The sequence below is a fragment of the Sphingobium sp. SCG-1 genome (genome assembly GCF_002953135.1).
GTDB lineage: Bacteria > Pseudomonadota > Alphaproteobacteria > Sphingomonadales > Sphingomonadaceae > Sphingobium.
In genome coordinates this window covers 3,245,540-3,265,144 of the sequence record NZ_CP026372.1, presented here as the reverse complement: position 1 = coordinate 3,265,144, position 19,605 = coordinate 3,245,540, and the positions used below count along the sequence as shown (strand labels likewise).

Annotated in this window: 18 protein-coding genes; 7 read left to right on the top strand and 11 right to left on the bottom strand. The window is 61.3% G+C overall.

Features of this window, described 5'->3' with window-relative positions:
• The gene (gene glmS / locus C1T17_RS14960; RefSeq protein WP_104954126.1) at positions 1-1,824 is read left to right on the top strand and encodes a glutamine--fructose-6-phosphate transaminase (isomerizing); all 1,824 of its coding nucleotides are present in this window, start codon (positions 1-3) and stop codon (positions 1,822-1,824) included.
• A gap of 13 nt (positions 1,825-1,837) precedes the next feature.
• Here glmS and C1T17_RS14955 read toward each other — a convergent pair whose 3' ends face one another.
• Positions 1,838-2,620, bottom strand: coding sequence for a transglutaminase-like domain-containing protein (locus tag C1T17_RS14955; protein WP_104954125.1), 783 nt, complete (start codon positions 2,618-2,620; stop codon positions 1,838-1,840).
• Positions 2,621-2,771: 151 nt separating this feature from the next.
• Complete coding sequence (gene uvrA / locus C1T17_RS14950) at positions 2,772-5,684, bottom strand: excinuclease ABC subunit UvrA (RefSeq protein ID WP_104954124.1); 2,913 nt, start codon at positions 5,682-5,684, stop codon at positions 2,772-2,774.
• A gap of 771 nt (positions 5,685-6,455) precedes the next feature.
• Between uvrA and C1T17_RS14945 the strand changes: the two genes are divergently transcribed.
• Positions 6,456-6,806, top strand: coding sequence for a UrcA family protein (locus C1T17_RS14945; RefSeq protein WP_104954123.1), 351 nt, complete (start codon positions 6,456-6,458; stop codon positions 6,804-6,806).
• 60 nt (positions 6,807-6,866) lie between these two features.
• Here the strand turns inward: C1T17_RS14945 and C1T17_RS14940 are convergent, their stop codons facing one another.
• From C1T17_RS14940 to C1T17_RS14925, 4 genes are all read right to left on the bottom strand, one after another.
• A complete protein-coding gene (locus tag C1T17_RS14940) occupies positions 6,867-7,514 on the bottom strand; it encodes a glutathione S-transferase family protein (protein WP_104954122.1) in 648 nt (215 codons plus the stop codon).
• A 54-nt stretch (positions 7,515-7,568) separates the two neighbouring features.
• A complete protein-coding gene (locus C1T17_RS14935) occupies positions 7,569-9,623 on the bottom strand; it encodes an alpha/beta hydrolase family protein (protein WP_104954121.1) in 2,055 nt (684 codons plus the stop codon).
• Between the two features lie 97 nt (positions 9,624-9,720).
• The gene (locus tag C1T17_RS14930) at positions 9,721-10,839 is read right to left on the bottom strand and encodes a M14-type cytosolic carboxypeptidase (RefSeq protein ID WP_104954120.1); all 1,119 of its coding nucleotides are present in this window, start codon (positions 10,837-10,839) and stop codon (positions 9,721-9,723) included.
• On the bottom strand, positions 10,836-11,426 hold the full coding sequence (locus tag C1T17_RS14925) for a DUF4136 domain-containing protein (RefSeq protein ID WP_104954119.1): 591 nt from the start codon (positions 11,424-11,426) through the stop codon (positions 10,836-10,838). Before C1T17_RS14925 ends, C1T17_RS14930 begins: the two co-directional genes overlap by 4 nt.
• Before the next feature lie 190 nt (positions 11,427-11,616).
• Here C1T17_RS14925 and ykgO point away from each other — a divergent pair, with 190 nt between their 5' ends.
• Together ykgO and C1T17_RS14915 are read left to right on the top strand one after the other, a co-directional pair.
• Positions 11,617-11,742: a type B 50S ribosomal protein L36 gene (gene ykgO, locus C1T17_RS14920; RefSeq protein ID WP_003046794.1), complete on the top strand. Its 126-nt coding sequence runs from the start codon at positions 11,617-11,619 to the stop codon at positions 11,740-11,742.
• A 7-nt stretch (positions 11,743-11,749) separates the two neighbouring features.
• Positions 11,750-12,361: an HAD family hydrolase gene (locus tag C1T17_RS14915; RefSeq protein WP_104954118.1), complete on the top strand. Its 612-nt coding sequence runs from the start codon at positions 11,750-11,752 to the stop codon at positions 12,359-12,361.
• 31 nt (positions 12,362-12,392) lie between these two features.
• On the opposite strand, the gene pyk is transcribed toward C1T17_RS14915, so the two are convergent.
• Positions 12,393-13,850 carry a pyruvate kinase gene (pyk, locus tag C1T17_RS14910; protein ID WP_104954117.1) on the bottom strand — a complete coding sequence of 486 codons (1,458 nt, stop codon included), beginning with the start codon at positions 13,848-13,850 and terminating at the stop codon, positions 12,393-12,395.
• Between the two features lie 118 nt (positions 13,851-13,968).
• Between pyk and C1T17_RS14905 the strand changes: the two genes are divergently transcribed.
• The gene (locus tag C1T17_RS14905; RefSeq protein ID WP_104954116.1) at positions 13,969-14,268 is read left to right on the top strand and encodes a DUF1244 domain-containing protein; all 300 of its coding nucleotides are present in this window, start codon (positions 13,969-13,971) and stop codon (positions 14,266-14,268) included.
• Between the two features lie 65 nt (positions 14,269-14,333).
• Positions 14,334-14,576: a DUF2312 domain-containing protein gene (locus C1T17_RS14900; protein WP_104954115.1), complete on the top strand. Its 243-nt coding sequence runs from the start codon at positions 14,334-14,336 to the stop codon at positions 14,574-14,576.
• A 73-nt stretch (positions 14,577-14,649) separates the two neighbouring features.
• Here the strand turns inward: C1T17_RS14900 and C1T17_RS14895 are convergent, their stop codons facing one another.
• The 4 genes from C1T17_RS14895 to C1T17_RS14880 all read right to left on the bottom strand — a co-directional run bounded on the left by C1T17_RS14895 (position 14,650) and on the right by C1T17_RS14880 (position 18,234).
• The gene (locus C1T17_RS14895) at positions 14,650-14,979 is read right to left on the bottom strand and encodes a hypothetical protein (RefSeq protein WP_104954114.1); all 330 of its coding nucleotides are present in this window, start codon (positions 14,977-14,979) and stop codon (positions 14,650-14,652) included.
• Between the two features lie 92 nt (positions 14,980-15,071).
• Positions 15,072-15,479, bottom strand: coding sequence for a hypothetical protein (locus C1T17_RS14890; protein ID WP_104954113.1), 408 nt, complete (start codon positions 15,477-15,479; stop codon positions 15,072-15,074).
• A gap of 65 nt (positions 15,480-15,544) precedes the next feature.
• The gene (clpA, locus tag C1T17_RS14885; protein WP_104954112.1) at positions 15,545-17,860 is read right to left on the bottom strand and encodes an ATP-dependent Clp protease ATP-binding subunit ClpA; all 2,316 of its coding nucleotides are present in this window, start codon (positions 17,858-17,860) and stop codon (positions 15,545-15,547) included.
• Positions 17,861-18,036: 176 nt separating this feature from the next.
• Positions 18,037-18,234 carry a DUF1192 domain-containing protein gene (locus C1T17_RS14880; protein ID WP_104955267.1) on the bottom strand — a complete coding sequence of 66 codons (198 nt, stop codon included), beginning with the start codon at positions 18,232-18,234 and terminating at the stop codon, positions 18,037-18,039.
• A gap of 100 nt (positions 18,235-18,334) precedes the next feature.
• On the opposite strand from C1T17_RS14880, the gene C1T17_RS14875 reads away from it, so the two are divergent.
• Positions 18,335-19,357 carry an NAD(P)H-quinone oxidoreductase gene (locus C1T17_RS14875; protein ID WP_223262628.1) on the top strand — a complete coding sequence of 341 codons (1,023 nt, stop codon included), beginning with the start codon at positions 18,335-18,337 and terminating at the stop codon, positions 19,355-19,357.
• Positions 19,358-19,605 lie beyond the last annotated feature (248 nt).

The window sequence follows — 19,605 nt, the reverse complement described above, 5'->3', positions numbered from 1 at the left end:
ATGTGCGGAATTATCGGGATCGTCGGGGCGGACGATGTTGCGGATCGGCTGGTCGATGGGCTGAAGCGGCTGGAATATCGCGGCTATGACAGTGCGGGCGTGGCGACCATCCATGACAATGCGATGGAGCGGAGGCGGGCGGAAGGCAAGCTGCTGAACCTCGTGCGCGAGTTGCGGGACGAGCCTCTGCCGGGTGTCACGGGCATCGCGCATACCCGCTGGGCGACGCATGGCGCGCCGACGACGAGCAATGCGCATCCGCACGCGACCAAGGAAGTGGCGCTGGTGCACAATGGCATCATCGAGAATTTCAAAACGCTGCGGGACGAGCTGATCGCGCGGGGGCGGCATTTCGACAGTGAGACGGACACCGAAGTGGTCGCGCATCTGGTTAGCGAGCAAGTCGAGCAGGGCCTGCATCCGCGCGAGGCTGTGGCGGCAGTGCTGCCGCGTCTGCATGGAGCTTTCGCGCTGGCGATCCTGTTCCGCCGCTATCCTGATCTGTTGATCGGCGCGCGGCTGGGATCGCCGCTGGTCGTGGGCTATGGGGATGGAGAGACGTATCTCGGGTCCGACGCGCTGGCGCTGGCGCCCTTGACGCAGCGGATCGCCTATCTGGAAGAAGGCGATTGGGTCGTCATCACCCGCGAGGGGTCGGAGATTTTCGACGCGCATAATAACCCGGTCGAGCGGCCGGTGACGATTTCGGGCGTGTCGGGGGCACTGATCGACAAGGGCAATCATCGCCACTTCATGCAGAAGGAGATTTACGAGCAGCCGGTCGTGGTCGCCCAAACGCTGCGCTCCTATCTGCGCCGGATGGAAAATCAGGTGTCGCTGCCTGACATGGATTTCGATCTGGGCGGCGTGAAGCGCGTCACGATCGTGGCGTGCGGCACCAGCTTCTATGCGGGATTGGTCGCGAAATACTGGTTCGAGAAGTTTGCGCGTATTCCGGTCGATATCGATGTAGCGAGCGAGTTTCGGTATCGCGATCCGGTGCTGGAGAAGGGCGGGCTTGCGCTGTTCATCAGCCAGTCGGGAGAGACGGCGGACACGCTGGCGGCGCTGCGTCATGCCAAGGCGCAGGGGCAGATCATCGCGGTCGTCGTGAACGTGCCGACCAGTTCGATGGCGCGCGAGGCGGACCTGCTGTTGCCGACGCACGCGGGGCCGGAAATCGGCGTGGCATCCACCAAGGCATTTACCTGCCAATTGGCGGTGCTGGCGGCGCTAGCGGCCAATCTGGCGCGGGCGGCTGGCCGGCTGAGTGCGGAGGAGGAGGCCGATATCGTCTGGCACTTGTCCGAAGCGCCCGCCGCGATGAACCAGGCACTGAACCACGATACGGAAATCGAGGCAATGGCGCATCTGATCGCGCCGGCGCGGGACGTGCTGTACCTGGGGCGTGGGCCGGATTATCCGATGGCGCTGGAAGGGGCGCTGAAGCTGAAGGAAATCAGCTATATTCATGCCGAGGGCTATGCGGCGGGCGAGATGAAGCACGGGCCGATTGCGCTGATCGACGATGCCGTGCCGGTGATCGTGATCGCGCCTTCCGGGCCGCTGTTCGAGAAGACCGTCAGCAACATGCAGGAAGTGCAGGCGCGGGGCGGCAAGGTCGTGCTGATCTCCGACGCCGAGGGTATCGCGCAGGCGGGCGAGAATTGCATGGCGACCATCGAAATGCCCAAGGTGCATCCGCTGATCGCGCCTTTGGTCTATGCGGTGCCGGTGCAATTGCTGGCCTATCATGTCGCCGTGTTAAAAGGCACGGACGTGGACCAGCCGCGCAATCTGGCGAAGTCGGTGACCGTCGAGTAGCGCGAACCGATCGTCAGTCGGCGCGGGTGACGGTGATCGTCTGCGAGTCGAGTGTGGCAGTGCCAAACGCGGTCAGGAACGCGATATCGGTTGCGTCGCGCCCCACCGCCATGCGCACCATGCCTTCGATCGGCGCCAAGCCGGTCGCATCCACGATGTGCCAAGCGTTGTCCAGCCATACCTCTACAACGGCGTGGAAGTCCGGTGGGTCGAGCCGCCACGCATAAACAGAGGCGACGCGTGCGGGAATGTCATGCGCGCGGATGATCGCCGCCGTCAGGTGGGCGAAGTCGCGACACACGCCCTGTCGCGATAGGAAAGTGTCGGCGGCGGTGGTGGTGCCGTCCGAACTGCCACTGACATAGCGGATGTGGCCGCGCACCCATTCGGCAGCCGCGTGCGCGAAATTGCCACCTTGCAGTCCGCCGAACTCCTGCTGCGCAAAGCTGTAGAGCCTGTCCGCCTCGCAATAGCGGCTGGGCCAGAGGAAAGGCACGACATCGGACGGGATTTGCGGGAGGGGTGACGCCGAAAGACCGATGATGGTGCTGGGCGGGCGGTCGACTTCGATAGTTGCGCGATAGTTCGCGTTGAAGGGGCCGGTTTCCGTGCGTGTCCATGTGCGGCGACCTACGCGATTGCCGCCCGGAATTGTAGAGAGTGGGCCGGCCCCGCGCACGATCATGCGATCTTCAATGATTCGCTGGTCCGGCAAATCGGCTGCTTCAATTGCCAGCAATATGTCGGTTGGCATGTCGAAACGGTAGTTCAGGTCTGCTTCAATCTGCAGGAGCATGAGTGGCTTTCGGTCGGAGAGCGGGGCAGGCGGGGCATGTCGGGGAGGAGAGGGGCAGGCAGATAGCGGAAGCGTCGGACGCACCCCCTTGTTCCACGGGCGATGTCCGACGCAGAAGAGTGATCGCCAGCTTATTTCAGGCGAGGGACGTTTACTCGGCCGCGGCTTGCTCCAGTCCAAGTATCGGTCGGAGATAGTGGCCGGTGAAGCTCGCGTCCGTCCTGGCGACTTTTTCCGGCGTTCCTTCAGCAACGACCATACCGCCTTTGACGCCGCCTTCCGGACCCATGTCGATGATCCAGTCGGCGGTTTTGATGACATCGAGATTATGTTCGATCACGACAACGCTGTTGCCCTGATCCACCAGTGCATGCAGCACTTCCAATAGTTTGCGGACATCTTCGAAATGCAGGCCGGTAGTGGGTTCGTCGAGGATGTAAAGCGTGTTGCCGGTTGCGCGGCGGGAGAGTTCCTTGGCGAGTTTCACGCGCTGCGCCTCGCCGCCCGAGAGCGTTGTCGCCTGCTGGCCGACCTTCACATAGCCTAGGCCCACTTCGACCAGCATTGCCATTTTGTCGCGGATCGGCGGGACGGCCTTGAAGAACTCGACTGCGTCCTCAACGGTCATGTCGAGTACGTCGGCAATCGACTTGCCCTTGAACTTCACGTCGAGCGTTTCGCGATTATAGCGCTGGCCGTGGCACACATCGCAGGTGACGTATACGTCGGGCAGGAAGTGCATCTCGATCTTGATGAGGCCGTCGCCCTGGCATGCTTCGCAGCGACCGCCCTTGACGTTGAAGCTGAAGCGACCGGGCTTGTAGCCGCGCGCCTGGCTTTCCGGGAGCCCAGCGAACCAGTCGCGAATGTTGGTGAAGCTACCCGTGTAGGTTGCCGGGTTAGAGCGAGGCGTGCGGCCGATCGGCGATTGATCGATGTCGATCACCTTGTCACAATATTCCAGGCCCGTCACCTTGTCGTGCGCGCCCGCGATGATCCGTGCGCCGTTCAGCGCGCGGGCGGAGGCGGCATAGAGCGTGTCGATCGTGAAGCTCGACTTGCCCGACCCCGAAACGCCGGTGACGCAAGTGAATGTGCCGAGCGGAATCGAGGCGGTAACGTTGCGCAGATTGTTAGCGCGCGCTCCGTGAACGGTCAGCTTCTTGCCCGAGCCCTTGCGGCGCTTCGTCGGGACTTCGATCCTGCGAGTGCCGTTCAAATAATCGGCGGTGACGCTATCCTTATGCGCCAGCACCTCGGACAGGGTGCCCTGCGCGACGATTTCGCCGCCATGCACCCCCGCGCCCGGACCCATGTCGACCAGATAGTCCGCCGAGCGGATGGCGTCCTCATCATGCTCGACGACGATCACAGTGTTGCCGAGGTCGCGGAGCCGCCGCAGCGTTATCAGCAGCCGGTCGTTGTCGCGCTGATGCAGGCCGATGCTGGGTTCGTCGAGGACGTAAAGCACACCGGAAAGACCAGAGCCGATCTGGCTGGCTAGACGGATACGCTGGGATTCGCCGCCGGAGAGCGTGCCGCTGGTGCGGTCTAGATTGATGTAGTCGAGACCGACATTGTTGAGGAAGCCAAGGCGCTCTACGATTTCCTTGAGGATAGCCTTCGCGATCTGGTTCTGCTGGTCGGTCAGTTGCGCGGGCAGGGTACTGAAGAAGCCCAGCGCATCGACTACGCTGCGCCGCGTGGATATGGAGATATCCTCACCCGCAATCTTCACTGCCCGCGCTTCGGGTTTCAGGCGCGCGCCATGGCAGGTCTCGCAGGGTTGCGCGGTCTGATATTTGGACAGTTCCTCGCGCATCCACGCGCTCTCGGTCTGGAGCATCCGGCGATTGAGATTGCCGATGACGCCTTCGAATGGCTTCTTGACGTCATAGGATTTGCGACCATCCTGAAAGCGCAGTGTGACGGGTTTCCCGCCAGTGCCGTGCAGAATGATGAGCTGCACTTCTTCGGATAGATCCTGCCACGGCGTGTCGAGCGAGAAGCCGAATTCGCGCGCAAGCGACGCAAGCACCTGCATATAATAAGGACTGGGCGGGTTGGACTTTGCCCAAGGCACGATCGCGCCTTTTTTGAGGCTCAGATTTTCATTAGGTACGACGAGTTGCGCGTCAAACAGCAGCTTTTCGCCTAGTCCGTCGCAGGCGGGGCAGGCGCCCTGGGGTGCGTTGAACGAGAAGAGCCGCGGTTCGATCTCCGAAATCGTAAAGCCGCTGACCGGGCAGGCGAATTTCTCCGAAAACACGATGCGGTTGGCCGGGATGCCCGTGTTCTTCATCTTGCCCGATGATTGCGTTTCGTCTTTGCGGCCGGGTACGTTGCCGTCGGCGAGATCGACATAGGCGAGCCCCTCGGCCAGCTTCAATGCCGTCTCGAAGCTCTCGGCGAGGCGGGTCTGGATATCGTCGCGCACGGCGATGCGGTCCACGACCACTTCGATGTCGTGCTTCAGCTTCTTATCGAGCGCGGGCGCATCCTCGATCTCATACATTTCACCGTTGATGCGAACACGTGTGAAGCCCGCTTTTTGCCATTCGGCAAGTTCCTTGCGATACTCGCCCTTACGGCCGCGCACGACCGGGGCGAGAAGGAAGAAGCGTGTGCCTTCGGGCAGTTGCATCACGCGGTCGACCATCTGGCTGACGGTCTGCGCGCTGATCGGAAGGCCGGTCGCGGGCGAATAGGGGATGCCGACGCGCGCCCAGAGCAGGCGCATGTAATCGTATATTTCGGTGACGGTCGCCACCGTCGAGCGTGGATTGCGGCTGGTCGTCTTCTGCTCGATACTGATCGCCGGAGACAAGCCGTCGATATGCTCGACATCGGGCTTCTGCATCATCTCCAGGAACTGGCGCGCATAGGCCGAGAGAGATTCGACGTAGCGGCGCTGTCCCTCAGCATAAATCGTGTCGAACGCCAGCGAGGATTTGCCCGATCCCGACAGGCCCGTAATGACAATCAAGCTGTCACGCGGCAGATCGACGTTCACGCCCTTGAGATTATGTTCGCGCGCACCACGCACGGAGATGTGAGTCAGCATGGGCTGATTTGTTCCATATTTGTTCGTTTGAAGCAAGTGGCGCGTGGCCTGAACTGTTTCGTAAATATGGGAGCAGTTCGGCACGTCGACAAGATTCCCAAGCTTGTTGCAGTCCGAATGTATGTCGGGGAGAATTTATTTCGTCATAAGGCATATGCACGAAAGCAAACGATTTCGTAGGGTTGGCACTAATGCGAAAGCTTGAGCCTTTTGCGGCGTCATTTTATAATCTTTTAACGCTATACTAACGTAATTTCTAAGCTTAGGAGCGCGTTCAGCCGATTCGATGTCGTTTGCCGAAACGACAATGCCGACTGTCGAATACGGGATTTGAGATTACGAGGGTTAAGGTAAGAACAGCGGTAAGCCGCTATCGTTCTAAGCCGACGACGCGAAGACATTGAGAGATCCTGAAGTGCCCGACAGCATAGCCAGGATACGCCCCCGGTCATCCCTTGCACCGGGGGCGTTTTTATTCCTCCGCAAGCCCGCGCATCAGCCAACTAAAATCTGCCGTTACGGAAAGCTGGATTTTCGTCGACGTTAGTCGTTACGCCAATGTCGTTCATCGATACCGCCGTCGTTTGTAGATGCCGGCGGATGCTTGTCGATATGCCCGAGCACCGAAAATCATACAGGCCTAAACAGAGCGGGCAGGACGGATCGGATGGTCTCTCGATGATCGACGATCCAGCCGCCCAGGACGATCTGCCGCCCCCCAATATGGGCAGACCCGCTCTCGGCCGAAAATCATGTTAGAGGAGACTTTCCATGTTCACATCACCCAAGACCAGGAGCGTTACCGCCGCTCTCGTCGCCGCCGCAGCCCTGATCGCCGGCACCCCTGCCTTTGCCGGAACCTTCGAGTCCAACGGCAAAACAATGGAAGTACGATACGGGGATCTTGATCTGACCAAGGCCAAAGGCCGTGCGGAACTCAAGGGTCGCTTGTTCCATGCCGCGACACGCGTGTGCCCCTCGATGGACTTCCGGGAGGTGCAGGCTTGTCGGACGAGAGCATTGCGCAATATTCAGGAACCAATGGCTACGGCGATCGCTGCGGCGGAAAGCCGCGCCCGTTTTGCCGATGCCAGCGTGACAAAGCCTGTCGTAGGAAACTAATGTCAGAGGACTAAGTGACTCCCGGCGCAGGATACGCCGGGAGTCACTATTATCTGCACCTCAGTTCGCGGATACACTCTCTGCGTTAGCCTTGGCTTCGGCGATCAGGGCGTTGTCGATTTCCTTCGCGCGTTTGTAAGCAGGCCTCGCCCTCAGCCGTTCTGCATAAGCTGCGAACGCGGGGCGAGTGGGTATCGAACCGAACCCAAGACCCCAATCGACCTGCGAACCAACATAGACGTCTGCGGCCGTGAACCTGTCACCGCACACCCACTCCTTGCCTGCCAATGCCGATTCCAGACCGTCCATCGCTGTATCGAAACTACCGTAGCCCATCATCATTTTGCGTTCCGCGGGTGCTTCCCACTGCATCGCCCGGTTGGTGACGGCCGCTTCCACCGGACCTGCGGCAAAGAACAGCCAGCGATAATAATCCGCCCGCTCGTCAGCCGTTGGCGCAAGGTTGGCCTCTGGGAAAGCTTCGGCAAGATAGGCGCAGATTGCTGCGGCTTCTGTTACGATCTTGCCACGATGGACAATGGCTGGAACCTTTCCCATGGGGTTCACTGCCAGATAATCTGGCGCCTTCATCGTCGTGCCATAGTCCAACAGCACCTGTTCGTAAGGTGCACCCACTTCTTCCAACATCCAGCGAACGATCTGCCCACGCGACATGGGGTTCGTGTAGAAAGTAATCGTGTCAGCCATGCTTGATCCTCTCTCTTGATTCCTGGAACATATCACGAACGAGAAAGGCCGCAATCAGGGTTTTGGCTGAGTACGATATTTGTCGAACCATGCCAGGATCGCTGCGGCCTTGGCGGCGGACTGCGAGGGGCGGGATGTGAAGCCGCCGTGGCTTGCGCCTGGCACTTTCACCAAGGCGGTCGGTACGCCCTGTATCTGGAGCGCGGCATAATATTGCTCCGACTCGCTGACGGGCGTGCGGTAATCCTCGCTACCGACGACGACCAGCGTCGGCGTCTTGACGTTGCCAACAAGGCTCAATGGCGAGCGGGACCAGTAGGACATGGGGTCTTCCCACGGCTTCTTCTCGAACCAGTAGCGCGACGTGAAGAGCGTATTGTCCATCGTCAGCGCTTCGCTGGTCCAGTTGATGACGGGCTTCTGCGTAGCCGCCGCCTTGAACCTGTTGGTCTTGCCGACGATCCAGCTTGTCAGTACGCCGCCGCCGGACCCGCCGGTGACGAAGAGGTTATCGGGATCGGCCACGCCTGATGCTATGGCCGCATCCACTGCTGCCATCAGATCGTTATAATCGTCGCCCGGATATTTGTGATGGATGAGTTGCGCGAACTCTTCGCCATAGGAGGTCGACCCCCGCGGGTTGGTATAGAGCACCGCATAGCCCGCCGCGGCGTAAAGCTGATCGTCGGTCGAGAACGCCGGGCCGTAGGCTGAAGCTGGCCCGCCATGTATTTCCAGGATCATCGGCACGCGCGCACCCGGCTGATAGCCCGGCGGCGTGACGAGCCATGCCGGGACGGTGCGGCCATCCGGCGCTTTCACCGCGAGTTCCTGCACCTGTCCCAGCGACTTGGCCGCGAGCAGCGCGTCGTTAAGGTGCGTCAATTGCCGTGTCTTGCTGCCCTGCGTAATCGAGATGTCGGCGGGACGATAATAGCTGCCGCTGGTGAACGCGACCGCGCCACCCTTGGAGACCGAGAACTCCCCACCGCTATAGGGCCGGTCGAGCCCCGATCCTGCGAGACCGGTGGCGACCTGCGTCACCTTCCCGGCCAGCGCGATCCGGGCGACGCGGTTCACGCCCTCCTGATCATATTGTGCGTAGAGGCTCTTGCCGTCCGCAGCCCATTCCACCTTGTCGATGCTGCGATCAAGGCTGGCGGTGATCGTCTGGGCACTGCTGCCATCGCGGTTCATGATCGAGAGGCGCGTGTTCTGATAGGCAAGGCGCTTGTCGTCGAAGCCGAGATAGGCGACGCGGCGGCCGTCCGGCGATATGGCGGGGCTGTTGTCCGGACCTACCCGCGTCGTGAGCGGGGTGATGGCGCCGGACGTGATGTCCAGGGCGTATACTTCACTGTCAAATACGTCGTGCTGCCAATCGGGTTTCCGCACGGAGGTGAACAGGATGCTGCCGCCATCGGGCGACCAGGCGAGTGGGCCACCATCATTATAGGCCCCGAAACTGATCTGGCGCGGCGCACCGCCCTCGGCAGGCACGAGGAAGATGTGGTCGTAACCCGGCTCCACATAGCCACCGCCGTCATTGCGATAATCCACGCGGTCGATGATCTCCAACGGCGGCGCCCATTGCGCGCCTTCCGGCTTGTCGGGCGCCTTGCCGAGCTTCATCGCTTCGCCGGGAACGCGCATGACATAGGCGATCTGCGTGCCGTCGGGCGACCAAGCGAGATCCTTGGGGCCATCGGGAAGCCCCGTGACGCGCGCAGTCGCATGATCGGCCATCCAGCGGACGAACAGTTGCGGCTTACCGCCCGGCTCGCTGGAGATATAGGCCAGGCGCTTGCCGTCGGGCGACCATCTGGGCTGGGTGGCGCTACCCGTGTTTCCGGCGGCGATCGGAGTCTGGCGGCCGGTTGCGACATCGATCAGCCAGATGCTGCTGCGCGCGCGATCCGTCATGATGTCGCCGGACTTGCGGACATAGGCGACGGTCTTGCCGTCGGGGCTGATCTGCGGATCGGTGGCGACTTCCAGCGCGAACAGGTCGCGGCCTTCCAGAACGCGGGAAGGGGTGTCTGCGGGCGCTGCGATGGCGGGAAGGGACGTGCTGAGAAGAAGTAACGAAATCAGCGATGTGCGGATCATTGGGTCGCCTTGCGGGGAGAAAATGGAGGCGACACAATGCTGCTTTTTTCCGGTAAGGCAATAGGCTGAAATCTTGTGCAGTAGTAATGTCTCTGCCTCAGAGATCGGCGATGATCTCCGCCAGCACGGCGAGGCAATCCTTGCCGAGCTGCATCGAGCGCGCAGGCGACCATCCGAAATCAGGGTCGGGCAAGTCGTCATTGTCCTTGAACGGCATTTCCAGCGTCATGGCAACCGCGCCGAACCGCTCCGCCAGTTGCGCAGTGGACATGGTGAGGTTGGCCTTGCCAGGTTGTCCCACTGGATAGCCAAGCTTCGTCTGGAAGTCGGGCGTGCGGATGGCCAGCGTCGTCGCAAAGCGGTTATAGAGATCGAGCCGATCCTGTTTGAGCGAAGGTATCCCCTCGAACCCGGCAACGAACACGGCTGGAATGGCTTCGTCGCCATGTACGTCCATCGCAAAGTCGACGCCGGTGCGGTCCATTTCGGCACGGACGAGGAACACTTCGGGGCTGCGCTCCATTGTGGGCGCGGCCCATTCTCGATTGAGGTTTACGCCCACCGCATTGGTGCGCAAGTGCCCGCGACGGCTGCCGTCCGGGTTCATGTTGGGGACGATATGGAACGTCGCCTGTTGCCGCAGCAGCCGCGCTACGCTGTCTTCCATGTCGCACAGCCGTTCGATCGCGCCTTCCATCCACCATTCGGCCATGGTCTCGCCGGGATGCTGGCGCGCGTATAGCCAGACTTGTTTGGCTCCATCGCCCAGCGTGATCAGATCGAGGGGCTGACCGTCCAGCGTCTGCCCCAGTTCGCGCGTCTCCACGCCCGGCTGGTTCGCCGCCCAGCTAATGAGGTCGTGATGCCGCTCCATCGAATAGGGCGCGAAATAGGCGACCCATACGCTATTGCTGTCCGGCACCAGATGGATCGTCAGCACGCCATCGGCATACTCCGTATCGGCCTGAAGCCAGTTCTCGCGATCCTCGCTGAACCGCGCCTTGTAGTTCTTCCAGCCGTCGGGATAGGCCGAGCCGCCGCAATTCACGATCCGCAGCGTGACGTCCTCCCCTGCCGCGCCGGCAACACGGAAGTGGAACCATTGATAGAAGTCGCTCTGATGATCGGTGACGATCTCAAGGTCGGCGGTGGTGTCGGTGGCGGAGAGGACGCGGATATTGCCTGCGTCGAAGGCACTCGTAATGGATAAGGTCATTTCACCGTTATAGTGCGCCCGGACTCGCCCGGATAGCCCCCGATCAACGCGGCGGCGAGTTTGGCGGCGGCGATGTTGGGCTGGGCAGCGGGCGTACCTTCCTTCGCACTGGTGTTCGCACGCCCTTCCCACACGACCTGCGAATCGGCGCGGCGGCGCAATTGCACGGAGAGTTCGGTGGTCACCACGTCCTTGGGCTTGCCCGACAAGTTAATGCCGATGCCAAGACCCAGCCCGCTGCCATAGCTGCCCGTCGATCCGCCGACGCCGACGCTTACGGGCCGGCCGGAACGATCGGGTCCGGTCGGGCGGAAGCTGCGCCGCATGCCGACTAGTGCCTCATATTCGCCTTGTGCGTCCCGCGCTTCGGTGAAGCCTACGCGCTGAAACTCCTGCGCCACAGCGGCGGCGTAGGTGCGGAACTCCAGGCTGACGTCGGGATTGCCGATCATTTCGCGCACCGACACGGTGCCGCTGGTCGGGGGGCTGGCGACATGGAAGCGCGTGACCTCTACGGACGGCACGGCGGTGGCGCAGGCGGAAAGCGACAGGGCAAGAACGCTGGCGGCGAGAATCGGCTTGAACATGATGGTGTCTCCAGGGAGAGTAAAACGCGCGTGCGCCCTTTTCGCTGCACGCAGGATGAACGGAAAATAGGCTATGTTCAATCAGGCCGGGCTAAAAACACGGTCGCGCCGCCTTGACTTTGCGGCCCCGCACCCATAGTGGCGACGCTTCGTTTTTCGACACAACAGAATCAATTGAAAGCTGCGTTCCATGAAGATCCGCAACTCGCTGAAGTCGCTTAAGGACCGTCACCGCGATAACCGCGTGATCCGTCGTCGCGGCCGCACCTACGTCATCAACAAGACGAACCGCCGGTTCAAGGCCCGCCAGGGCTGATCCGCCGTTGGGGAAGATCGCCGCCGTCATATTCGACATCGGCAACGTTCTTTTCCCCTGGCACCCGCGCATATTGTACGAGCGCCTGATCCGCGATGATCAGGCGCTTGACGCATTTGTGCGCGATGTGGTGTCGCCCGAATGGCACTTCCAGCACGACCAGGGCCGCAACTTCGTTGATACCAGCGCGGAGTTGATCGCCCTATATCCGCAGCATGAAGCACTGATCCGCCTGTGGAAGCCGCGTTTCGCCGAGAGCATCGGCCCCGTGATCGAGGGCATGGCCGAGTTGCTCGACGACTTGTCTGCCGCCGGCATGCCGCTCTACGCCATCACCAATTTCAGTCATGAGTTCTGGCCGCCTTTTCTGGAGGCGCATCCTGCTATCTTCGGCCACTTCCGCGATATCGTGGTGTCGGGCGTCGAGAAGCTCGCCAAGCCCGACGCTGCTATCTACCACCTTGCGCTCAACCGCTTTGGTGTTCGGCCGGAAGAGGCGTTCTTCATCGACGATCGGCTGGACAATATCGAAGGCGTGCGCCGAGTGGGGATGGTCGCCCATCAGTTCCTCGACGCGGCCATTTTGCGGGCAGAGCTGGAGAAGGTGGGCGCCCTGTAGACCTGCTTTCGCGGGGGAGCGGCGCTAAAGTTCAGCCCTCGTCGCGACCTTTGAGTTCGTCCCCGCGTATAGTCGCGACATGGATCACGTTCGTCGACCCCGGCGTCCCGAACGGCACGCCCGCCAGCACGATGATCTTCCGCCCCGCCTCGGTCAGGTCGTGCCGGAGCGACATGCGCCGCGCCTTGCCGATCATCTCCTCGAAACTGCCGATATCCTTAGTCCGCACTGCATGGACGCCCCACAGCAGCCCCATCTTCCGCGCCGTATCCTGACGCGGGGTGAGGGCGAGGATGGGCGCGGAGGGCCGCTCGCGCGACACGCGGCGCACGGTGCTGCCGCTGGATGTGAAGCACACGATCGCCGTGGCGCCGACCGTAGGCACCACGCCCGCGCAGGCTTCGGCGAGCGCGTCGGCGGTCGTCGGATCGGGCTTGGTTTCGGTGAAGTGCAGCCGGTCGAGATAGCCCGGATCGGTCTCGACGCTCCGCGCGATGCTGTCCATCATCGCGACGGCTTCTTCGGGCCAGTCGCCCGCCGCCGTCTCCGCCGATAGCATGATGGCGTCCGCGCCGTCATACACCGCGGTCGCCACGTCGGACACTTCCGCGCGCGTCGGCGTGGGTGCCTTGATCATCGATTCGAGCATCTGCGTCGCCACCACGACCGGCTTGCCCATGCGCCGCGCAGACGCGACGATCTGCTTCTGCAACGGTGGCACGGCATAGGGCGGCAATTCGACGCCCAGATCGCCGCGCGCCACCATCACTGCGTCGGAAAGCTCAAGCAGTTCGTCCAGCCGCTGCACGGCGGCGGGCTTCTCGATCTTCGCCATCAGCGCACCATAGCCGCCCATCAACTTGCGCGCTTCGGCGAGATCCTCGGGCCGCTGCACGAAGCTCAGTGCGATCCAGTCCGCGCCCTGCTGCATGGCAAAGGACAAGTCGCGCCGGTCCTTGTCGGTCATTGCCGCCATCGGCACGACCACGTCCGGCACGTTCACGCCCTTCCGATTGGAAAGCGTGCCGCCGACCTCGACCAGCGTCTCGATTCGGTCGTCCTCAACCTTCTGCACGCGGAGCACCAGTTTGCCATCGTCCAACAGGAGCCGCGTACCGGGCAGCAATGCCTCGTAGATTTCCGGATGCGGCAGATTGGCGCGGCGCGTGTCGCCCGGTGCCGTGTCGCGGTCCAGAACGAAGGGCTCGCCGACCTTGAGGACCGCGACTCCATTGGCGAACGTGCCTACGCGCAGCTTTGGCCCTTGAAGGTCCGCGAGGATCGTCGTCGGCCGTCCGAATTCCTTTTCCAGCGCACGGATAGACGCGATGTTCACCGCATGATCCTCATGCGCGCCGTGACTCATGTTGATGCGGAACGCATCCACACCCGCAAGATAGAGCTTGCGGATCATGTCCGGTCCGCTGCTTGCGGGACCAAGAGTCGCAAGGATGCGGACGTTGCGCAAACGGGGAGGAATCTTCTTCACGTGCACTCCTGAAAACGTGCCTGTTCAATAAGGCTATCTGTAGCGAACCGGTTTTACCCGAGTTCCATTTCCGCTATCCGCGCTGCACGACACAGATATTGCTTGATGGAGATTACGAATGGCGGACAGCATAATCAATGACGCCGTGGCCGCAACCGCGTTCCGCCGTCTGGTCGCACATTTGCAGCATCGGACCGATGTGGAGAATATCGACCTGATGGGGCTTGCGGGCTTTTGCCGCAATTGCCTGGCCGACTGGATCGCCGAAGCAGACGGGAACATGACTCGCGACGAGGCGCGCGAGATCATCCACGGCATGCCCTTTTCCGAATGGAAGGCGAAGTATCAGGGCGAGGCCACGCCGGAACAATTGGCCCGCATGAAGGAAAGCGTGGCGAAGAACGCCGACACGCATTAAGGCGCTCGTCACCGATTCACGCAGCCGCTCCGGGGGAGCGGCGCCTTGCATCCAAAGGGGATATCATGAGCGAACCGAATGTCGCCGCAGACCAGTTGCGCCTGCTGATCGAACGTATCGAACGGCTGGAAGAAGAGAAGAAGGGCATCGCCGACGACATCAAGGATGTCTATGGCGAAGCGAAGTCGACCGGCTATGACGTGAAGACGATCCGCGCGATCGTACGTTTGCGCAAGCTGGAGAGCCATGTACGCCAGGAAGCCGAAGCGCTTCTGGAAACCTACAAGGCTGCGTTGGGCATCGAATAGATTTCGCCAAGACTGCCTTTTCGAATTCGATCTATGATGGGTCGCGCCGCAGATGGCGCGGCCTATTCTTCGTTCAGTCCTCAGCAACTCGATCCCGCCGCTCCTGTGAGAATGCCGCCGAAGCCGCTGCGACATTCTTCCTGAGCTTCTCGCCCTGGCTGCTCTCGCCCTTACCGCCGCACACCATCGACAGCCCCGGACCCATCCCGCTGCCCATCGCGGCGATGCCGGAGGTGGTGCTGGACTCGATGGTGTAGCGCGCGATCGTGTCGCACCCTGCTAAGTCGCACCCGGCGCGGCAAAGAACCCGACCCGCGCCGTGGCCGAGGACAAGCGAATAATCCTGTTGAAAGTACGGCGCGAAGCTTTCGGGATCATCACGTTCCCCTATGACAACGAACATCGCGCAACCGCTTTTCTTGTGCGGATCGCATAGCATGCGTGTGAGATACGCGCTTCCGGCAAATTACGGTGTGTCGTGGGTCACGGGAAACATTATTGAAACCAGAAGGCGATCCGGCGCAATAGTTCAGCTATCATTTGGGGAGCGATAAAGCTGGCAAATGGCACGAGTATGAAAGCAGCGATCATATAGCGCGCCCTCCATCCGGTAAGGCGAATTCGATCAGCTATTGGAAAGCCACCTTTGCGCCAATAAAAAATGGCAAAGCCAATCAACCCACCCGTTACCCAGAAGAAAGGCAGAAATATTTCTGTTACTACACTACTTAAGTTCCAGCCAGTTACCGCAGAAATAAACATGTAAATGATCAATAGATGGATGAGGACAACTGGAACGGCAAACGCGCTGACCTTTACGGCAAGTTCCATTCCTTGTTTTTCATTAGCTTCATCTTCCACGGACAACCGGGCAAGGTCGTCCTCATCATTTACATAAGACATCAAAGCTCTCCCTAACAAAAAGGGCGACCCTCGGGCCGCCCTTTCCGTTCTATTCCTGATCCAGCTTACTTCGCCTTCACCGTCGCGGCTGGCTTACCACCCTTCTTGCCTTTTTTCGGGGCGGCGGGGATGATCTCGAAGGCGAGCGCATCGTCCTTCAACCGGACATGCACTTCGCCGCCGTGGACCAGCTTTCCGAACAGCAGTTCCTCGGCGAGGGGCTGCTTGATCTTCTCCTGCATCAGGCGACCCATGGGGCGCGCGCCGTACAGTTTGTCGTAGCCGCGCGTCGTGAGCCAAGCCTTCGCCTCGTCGTCCAGCGTGATGTGGACTTCGCGGTCGGCCAGTTGCAGTTCCAGTTGCAGCACGAACTTGTCGACCACGCGGGCAACGACTTCGGTCGGCAGGTAGCTGAACGGTACGATCGCATCCAGGCGGTTGCGGAACTCCGGCGTGAACAGCTTCTTCACCGCTTCCTCGCCGACATCGTCGCGCGTCAGGGTGCCGAAGCCGATGCCTTCCTTCTCCATGTCCGACGCACCGGCGTTGGTGGTCATGATGAGGATGACATTGCGGAAGTCCACCGTCTTGCCGTGATGGTCGGTCAGGCGGCCATTATCCATCACCTGCAACAGGATGTTGAACAGGTCGGGATGCGCCTTCTCGATCTCGTCCAGCAGCAGCACGCAGTGCGGGTTCTGATCGATGGCATCGGTCAACAGACCGCCCTGATCGTAGCCGACATAGCCCGGAGGCGCACCGATCAGGCGGCTGACCGAGTGCCGTTCCATATATTCGGACATGTCAAACCGCTGGAGCGGAATGCCGAGCAACGTCGCCAACTGCCGCGCGACTTCCGTCTTGCCGACGCCCGTGGGGCCGGAGAACAGATAGTTGCCGATCGGTTTATCCGGATCGCGCAGCCCAGCACGGCTGAGCTTGATCGCCGACGAGAGCACTTCGATGGCCTTCTCCTGCCCGAAGACGACGCGCTTCAGGTCAGTGGAGAGGGTTTCCAGCACGCTCTTGTCATCCGACGACACGGTCTTGGGAGGGATGCGCGCCATCGTCGCGATGACCGCCTCGATCTCCTTGGGCGTGATCGTCTTCTTGCGCTTCGACGGGATCACCAGCATCTGCATCGCGCCCACTTCGTCGATCACGTCGATCGCCTTGTCGGGTAGCTTGCGGTCGTTGATGTACCGCGCCGAAAGCTCCACCGCCGCCTTGATAGCGTCGGGGGTGTACTTGACGTGGTGGTGATCCTCGAACGCGCTGCGCAGACCGGCGAGGATCTTGATGGTATCCTCGACCGTCGGCTCATTGACGTCGATCTTCTGGAACCGGCGCAGCAGGGCGCGGTCTTTTTCGAAGTGGTTGCGGAACTCCTTGTAAGTGGTCGAGCCGATGCACCGGATCGTGCCGCCCGACAGAGCGGGCTTGAGCAGGTTCGACGCATCCATCGCCCCGCCGCTGGTCGCGCCAGCGCCGATGACCGTGTGGATCTCGTCGATGAAGAGCACCGCGTGCGGCATCTTCTCCAGCTCGTTGACGACGGCCTTCAACCGCTCCTCGAAATCGCCGCGATAGCGGGTGCCTGCCAGCAGCGCGCCCATGTCGAGCGAGTAGATGACGGCTTCCTTGAGTACCTCAGGCACTTCGCCCTCTACGATCTTGCGCGCCAGCCCTTCCGCGATCGCGGTTTTGCCGACGCCGGGATCACCGACATAGAGCGGGTTGTTCTTAGACCGGCGGCAGAGGATCTGGATCGTGCGATCGACTTCCGGGCCACGGCCAATCAGCGGATCGACCTTGCCGTTCTTCGCCTTCTCGTTGAGGTTCACGGTGAACTGATCGAGGGCGCTGTCCTTCTTGCCCTTGCCGTCCGTTTTCTTTTCGTCTTCCACGGCGCCCTTGACCTCTCGTGGTTCGGGCGCGGCGGTGCCTTTGCCGACCCCATGGCTGAGAAAGCTGACCGCATCCAGGCGGCTCATGTCCTGCTGCTGCAGGAAATACACGGCATAGCTTTCGCGTTCCGAGAAGAGCGCAACAAGGACGTTGGCGCCTGTCACTTCATCCTTGCCGGAGGATTGCACATGCAGGATCGCGCGCTGGACGACGCGCTGGAAGCCGCTGGTGGGGGAGGGGTCGGTCGCGCCTTCCACCTTCAGGCTGTCGAGTTCGGTATCGAGATATTGCGTAACCGCATCGCCCAATTCGCCGATGTCCACGCCGCAGGCCTGCATGACCTTGGACGCATGTTCATCGTCGATGAGCGCCAACAACAGATGCTCAAGCGTCGCATATTCATGGCGACGCTCGGACGCATGGGTGAGCGCATTGTGCAGCGTGGTTTCTAGCGCGGCGGCGAAGGAAGGCATTTGACGTTACTCCTGTGCCCAAAGAACGGGCGTGTCAGACCCTATGTCGGCATCGCATTCGGTACGATCAAGGGATGGGCGAAATCTGCCCGCCTCTTGCGCCGTACCTGGCCCCATGCCGCTTGCCTGCGTCTCTTCGCGCGATTGCCGAAAGAGGCGGCCAGGCCGGTCTGGAGTCATTTCCTGAATAGGGCCTCGGCGCTTGCTTTATGGTTAACGGCGTAGTCACGCCGTCGCTGCGTTCGATCTATTTCGGCCTTCAGAGTTTCGATCCGGGCATCGAGTTCGCCCACGGAAAACGGATCGAGATCCTGCCGCGTCAGCGCCGTCAGAATGTCATCGGCCCTGCGGGGCTGATATTCTTCCATGTCCATGGCAGGAATGTTGACCCTAATGCCCACTCTGTCAATAAGGACGCCAAACCGCTGATCGCGTTTTTTGCGGCGGTGCAGCATTCGCAAGGTACAGCAGCCTATGGTTACGCAAACGGCCCAATCTCCTGCGCTTCCCACCGACATGATGGCGATTGGGATACCGGTGCCGGGCGGACCCGAAGCGCTGGTGCCGCAGCGGTTGCCCATTCCGGTGCCCGGCGAGGGCGAGGTGCTGATCCGGGTTGCCGCGGCCGGCGTCAATCGGCCGGACGTACTGCAGCGGATGGGGAAGTACCCACCGCCGCCGGGCGCGCCGGACACGCCGGGCCTTGAGGTCTCCGGCACGGTCGTCGCCCTTGGTTCAGGGGTGGACGCGGCGCTGATGGGGCAGGCGGTGTGCGCGTTGGTGGCGGGTGGTGGCTATGCCGAATATGCGGTTGCTCCTGCGCCGCAGTGCCTGCCGGTGCCCGGAGGCTACGACCTGATCGAAGCAGCGGCCCTGCCGGAAACGTTGTTCACCGTGTGGACCAATTTGTTCGAGCGCGCCTATGTCGTGGCGGGCGACACGGTGCTGGTGCATGGCGGCACGAGCGGCATCGCGACCATGGCTATCCGACTTTGCAATCTATTCGACATCACGATCATCGTGACGTGCGGATCGGATGCGAAGTGCAAGGCTGCGCTGGATTGGGGCGCGGATCACGCGATCAATTATCGCGACGCCGATTTCGTGACGGAAGTGGGCCGGATCACCGAAGGCAAGGGCGTCCAGGCGGTGTTGGACATGGTGGGCGGCGATTACCTGCCGCGGAACCTCGCCTGCCTTGCACCGGACGGGCGGCATGTTTCCATTGCGGTGCTGGGCGGCGCGAAGGCCGAGATATTCATTCCGCAGATCATGCAGAACCGGTTGACGTTGACGGGCTCCACGCTGCGCGCGCGATCGGTGGCGTTCAAGGGCCTGGTCGCCGATGAACTCTCCCGCACGGTCTGGCCCTTTGTGGCACAGGGCAAGTTGCGTCCGGCCATGGACCGCACCTATCCCCTCGCACAGGCATCCGCGGCCCACGCGCGGATGGAGGCTGGCGATCATGTGGGCAAGATCGTGCTGGTCGTGGAGTAATGATCTCGTTCGTTACCCCGCCTAATCGCTCCTCCGTTCGGGCCGAGCTTGTCGAAGCCTTCTACTGAACGAAGTGAAGTATGCTTCGCTATCGCGCAGCAGAACCCTTCGACAAGCTCAGGGCGAACGGACTATTGAATATACCGTAATACGAGGCAGCAGACTACAGAGTGTCCAAGTAACACCACCGTAACACTCCACCTCAAAATGTAACAGAGTGAGGCTATCAGCCAAAGCCCAAGGACACT

Excerpts from the sequence above, each read along its gene's own strand:
- glmS (WP_104954126.1), top strand. The coding sequence starts at position 1 with ATGTGCGGAATTATCGGGATCGTCGGGGCGGACGATGTTGCGGATCGG.
- C1T17_RS14955 (WP_104954125.1), bottom strand. The coding sequence starts at position 2,620 with ATGCTCCTGCAGATTGAAGCAGACCTGAACTACCGTTTCGACATGCCA.
- uvrA (WP_104954124.1), bottom strand. The coding sequence starts at position 5,684 with ATGCTGACTCACATCTCCGTGCGTGGTGCGCGCGAACATAATCTCAAG.
- C1T17_RS14945 (WP_104954123.1), top strand. The coding sequence starts at position 6,456 with ATGTTCACATCACCCAAGACCAGGAGCGTTACCGCCGCTCTCGTCGCC.
- C1T17_RS14940 (WP_104954122.1), bottom strand. The coding sequence starts at position 7,514 with ATGGCTGACACGATTACTTTCTACACGAACCCCATGTCGCGTGGGCAG.
- C1T17_RS14935 (WP_104954121.1), bottom strand. The coding sequence starts at position 9,623 with ATGATCCGCACATCGCTGATTTCGTTACTTCTTCTCAGCACGTCCCTT.
- C1T17_RS14930 (WP_104954120.1), bottom strand. The coding sequence starts at position 10,839 with ATGACCTTATCCATTACGAGTGCCTTCGACGCAGGCAATATCCGCGTC.
- C1T17_RS14925 (WP_104954119.1), bottom strand. The coding sequence starts at position 11,426 with ATGTTCAAGCCGATTCTCGCCGCCAGCGTTCTTGCCCTGTCGCTTTCC.
- ykgO (WP_003046794.1), top strand. The coding sequence starts at position 11,617 with ATGAAGATCCGCAACTCGCTGAAGTCGCTTAAGGACCGTCACCGCGAT.
- C1T17_RS14905 (WP_104954116.1), top strand. The coding sequence starts at position 13,969 with ATGGCGGACAGCATAATCAATGACGCCGTGGCCGCAACCGCGTTCCGC.
- C1T17_RS14900 (WP_104954115.1), top strand. The coding sequence starts at position 14,334 with ATGAGCGAACCGAATGTCGCCGCAGACCAGTTGCGCCTGCTGATCGAA.
- C1T17_RS14895 (WP_104954114.1), bottom strand. The coding sequence starts at position 14,979 with ATGTTCGTTGTCATAGGGGAACGTGATGATCCCGAAAGCTTCGCGCCG.
- C1T17_RS14890 (WP_104954113.1), bottom strand. The coding sequence starts at position 15,479 with ATGTCTTATGTAAATGATGAGGACGACCTTGCCCGGTTGTCCGTGGAA.
- clpA (WP_104954112.1), bottom strand. The coding sequence starts at position 17,860 with ATGCCTTCCTTCGCCGCCGCGCTAGAAACCACGCTGCACAATGCGCTC.
- C1T17_RS14880 (WP_104955267.1), bottom strand. The coding sequence starts at position 18,234 with ATGGACATGGAAGAATATCAGCCCCGCAGGGCCGATGACATTCTGACG.
- C1T17_RS14875 (WP_223262628.1), top strand. The coding sequence starts at position 18,335 with ATGGTTACGCAAACGGCCCAATCTCCTGCGCTTCCCACCGACATGATG.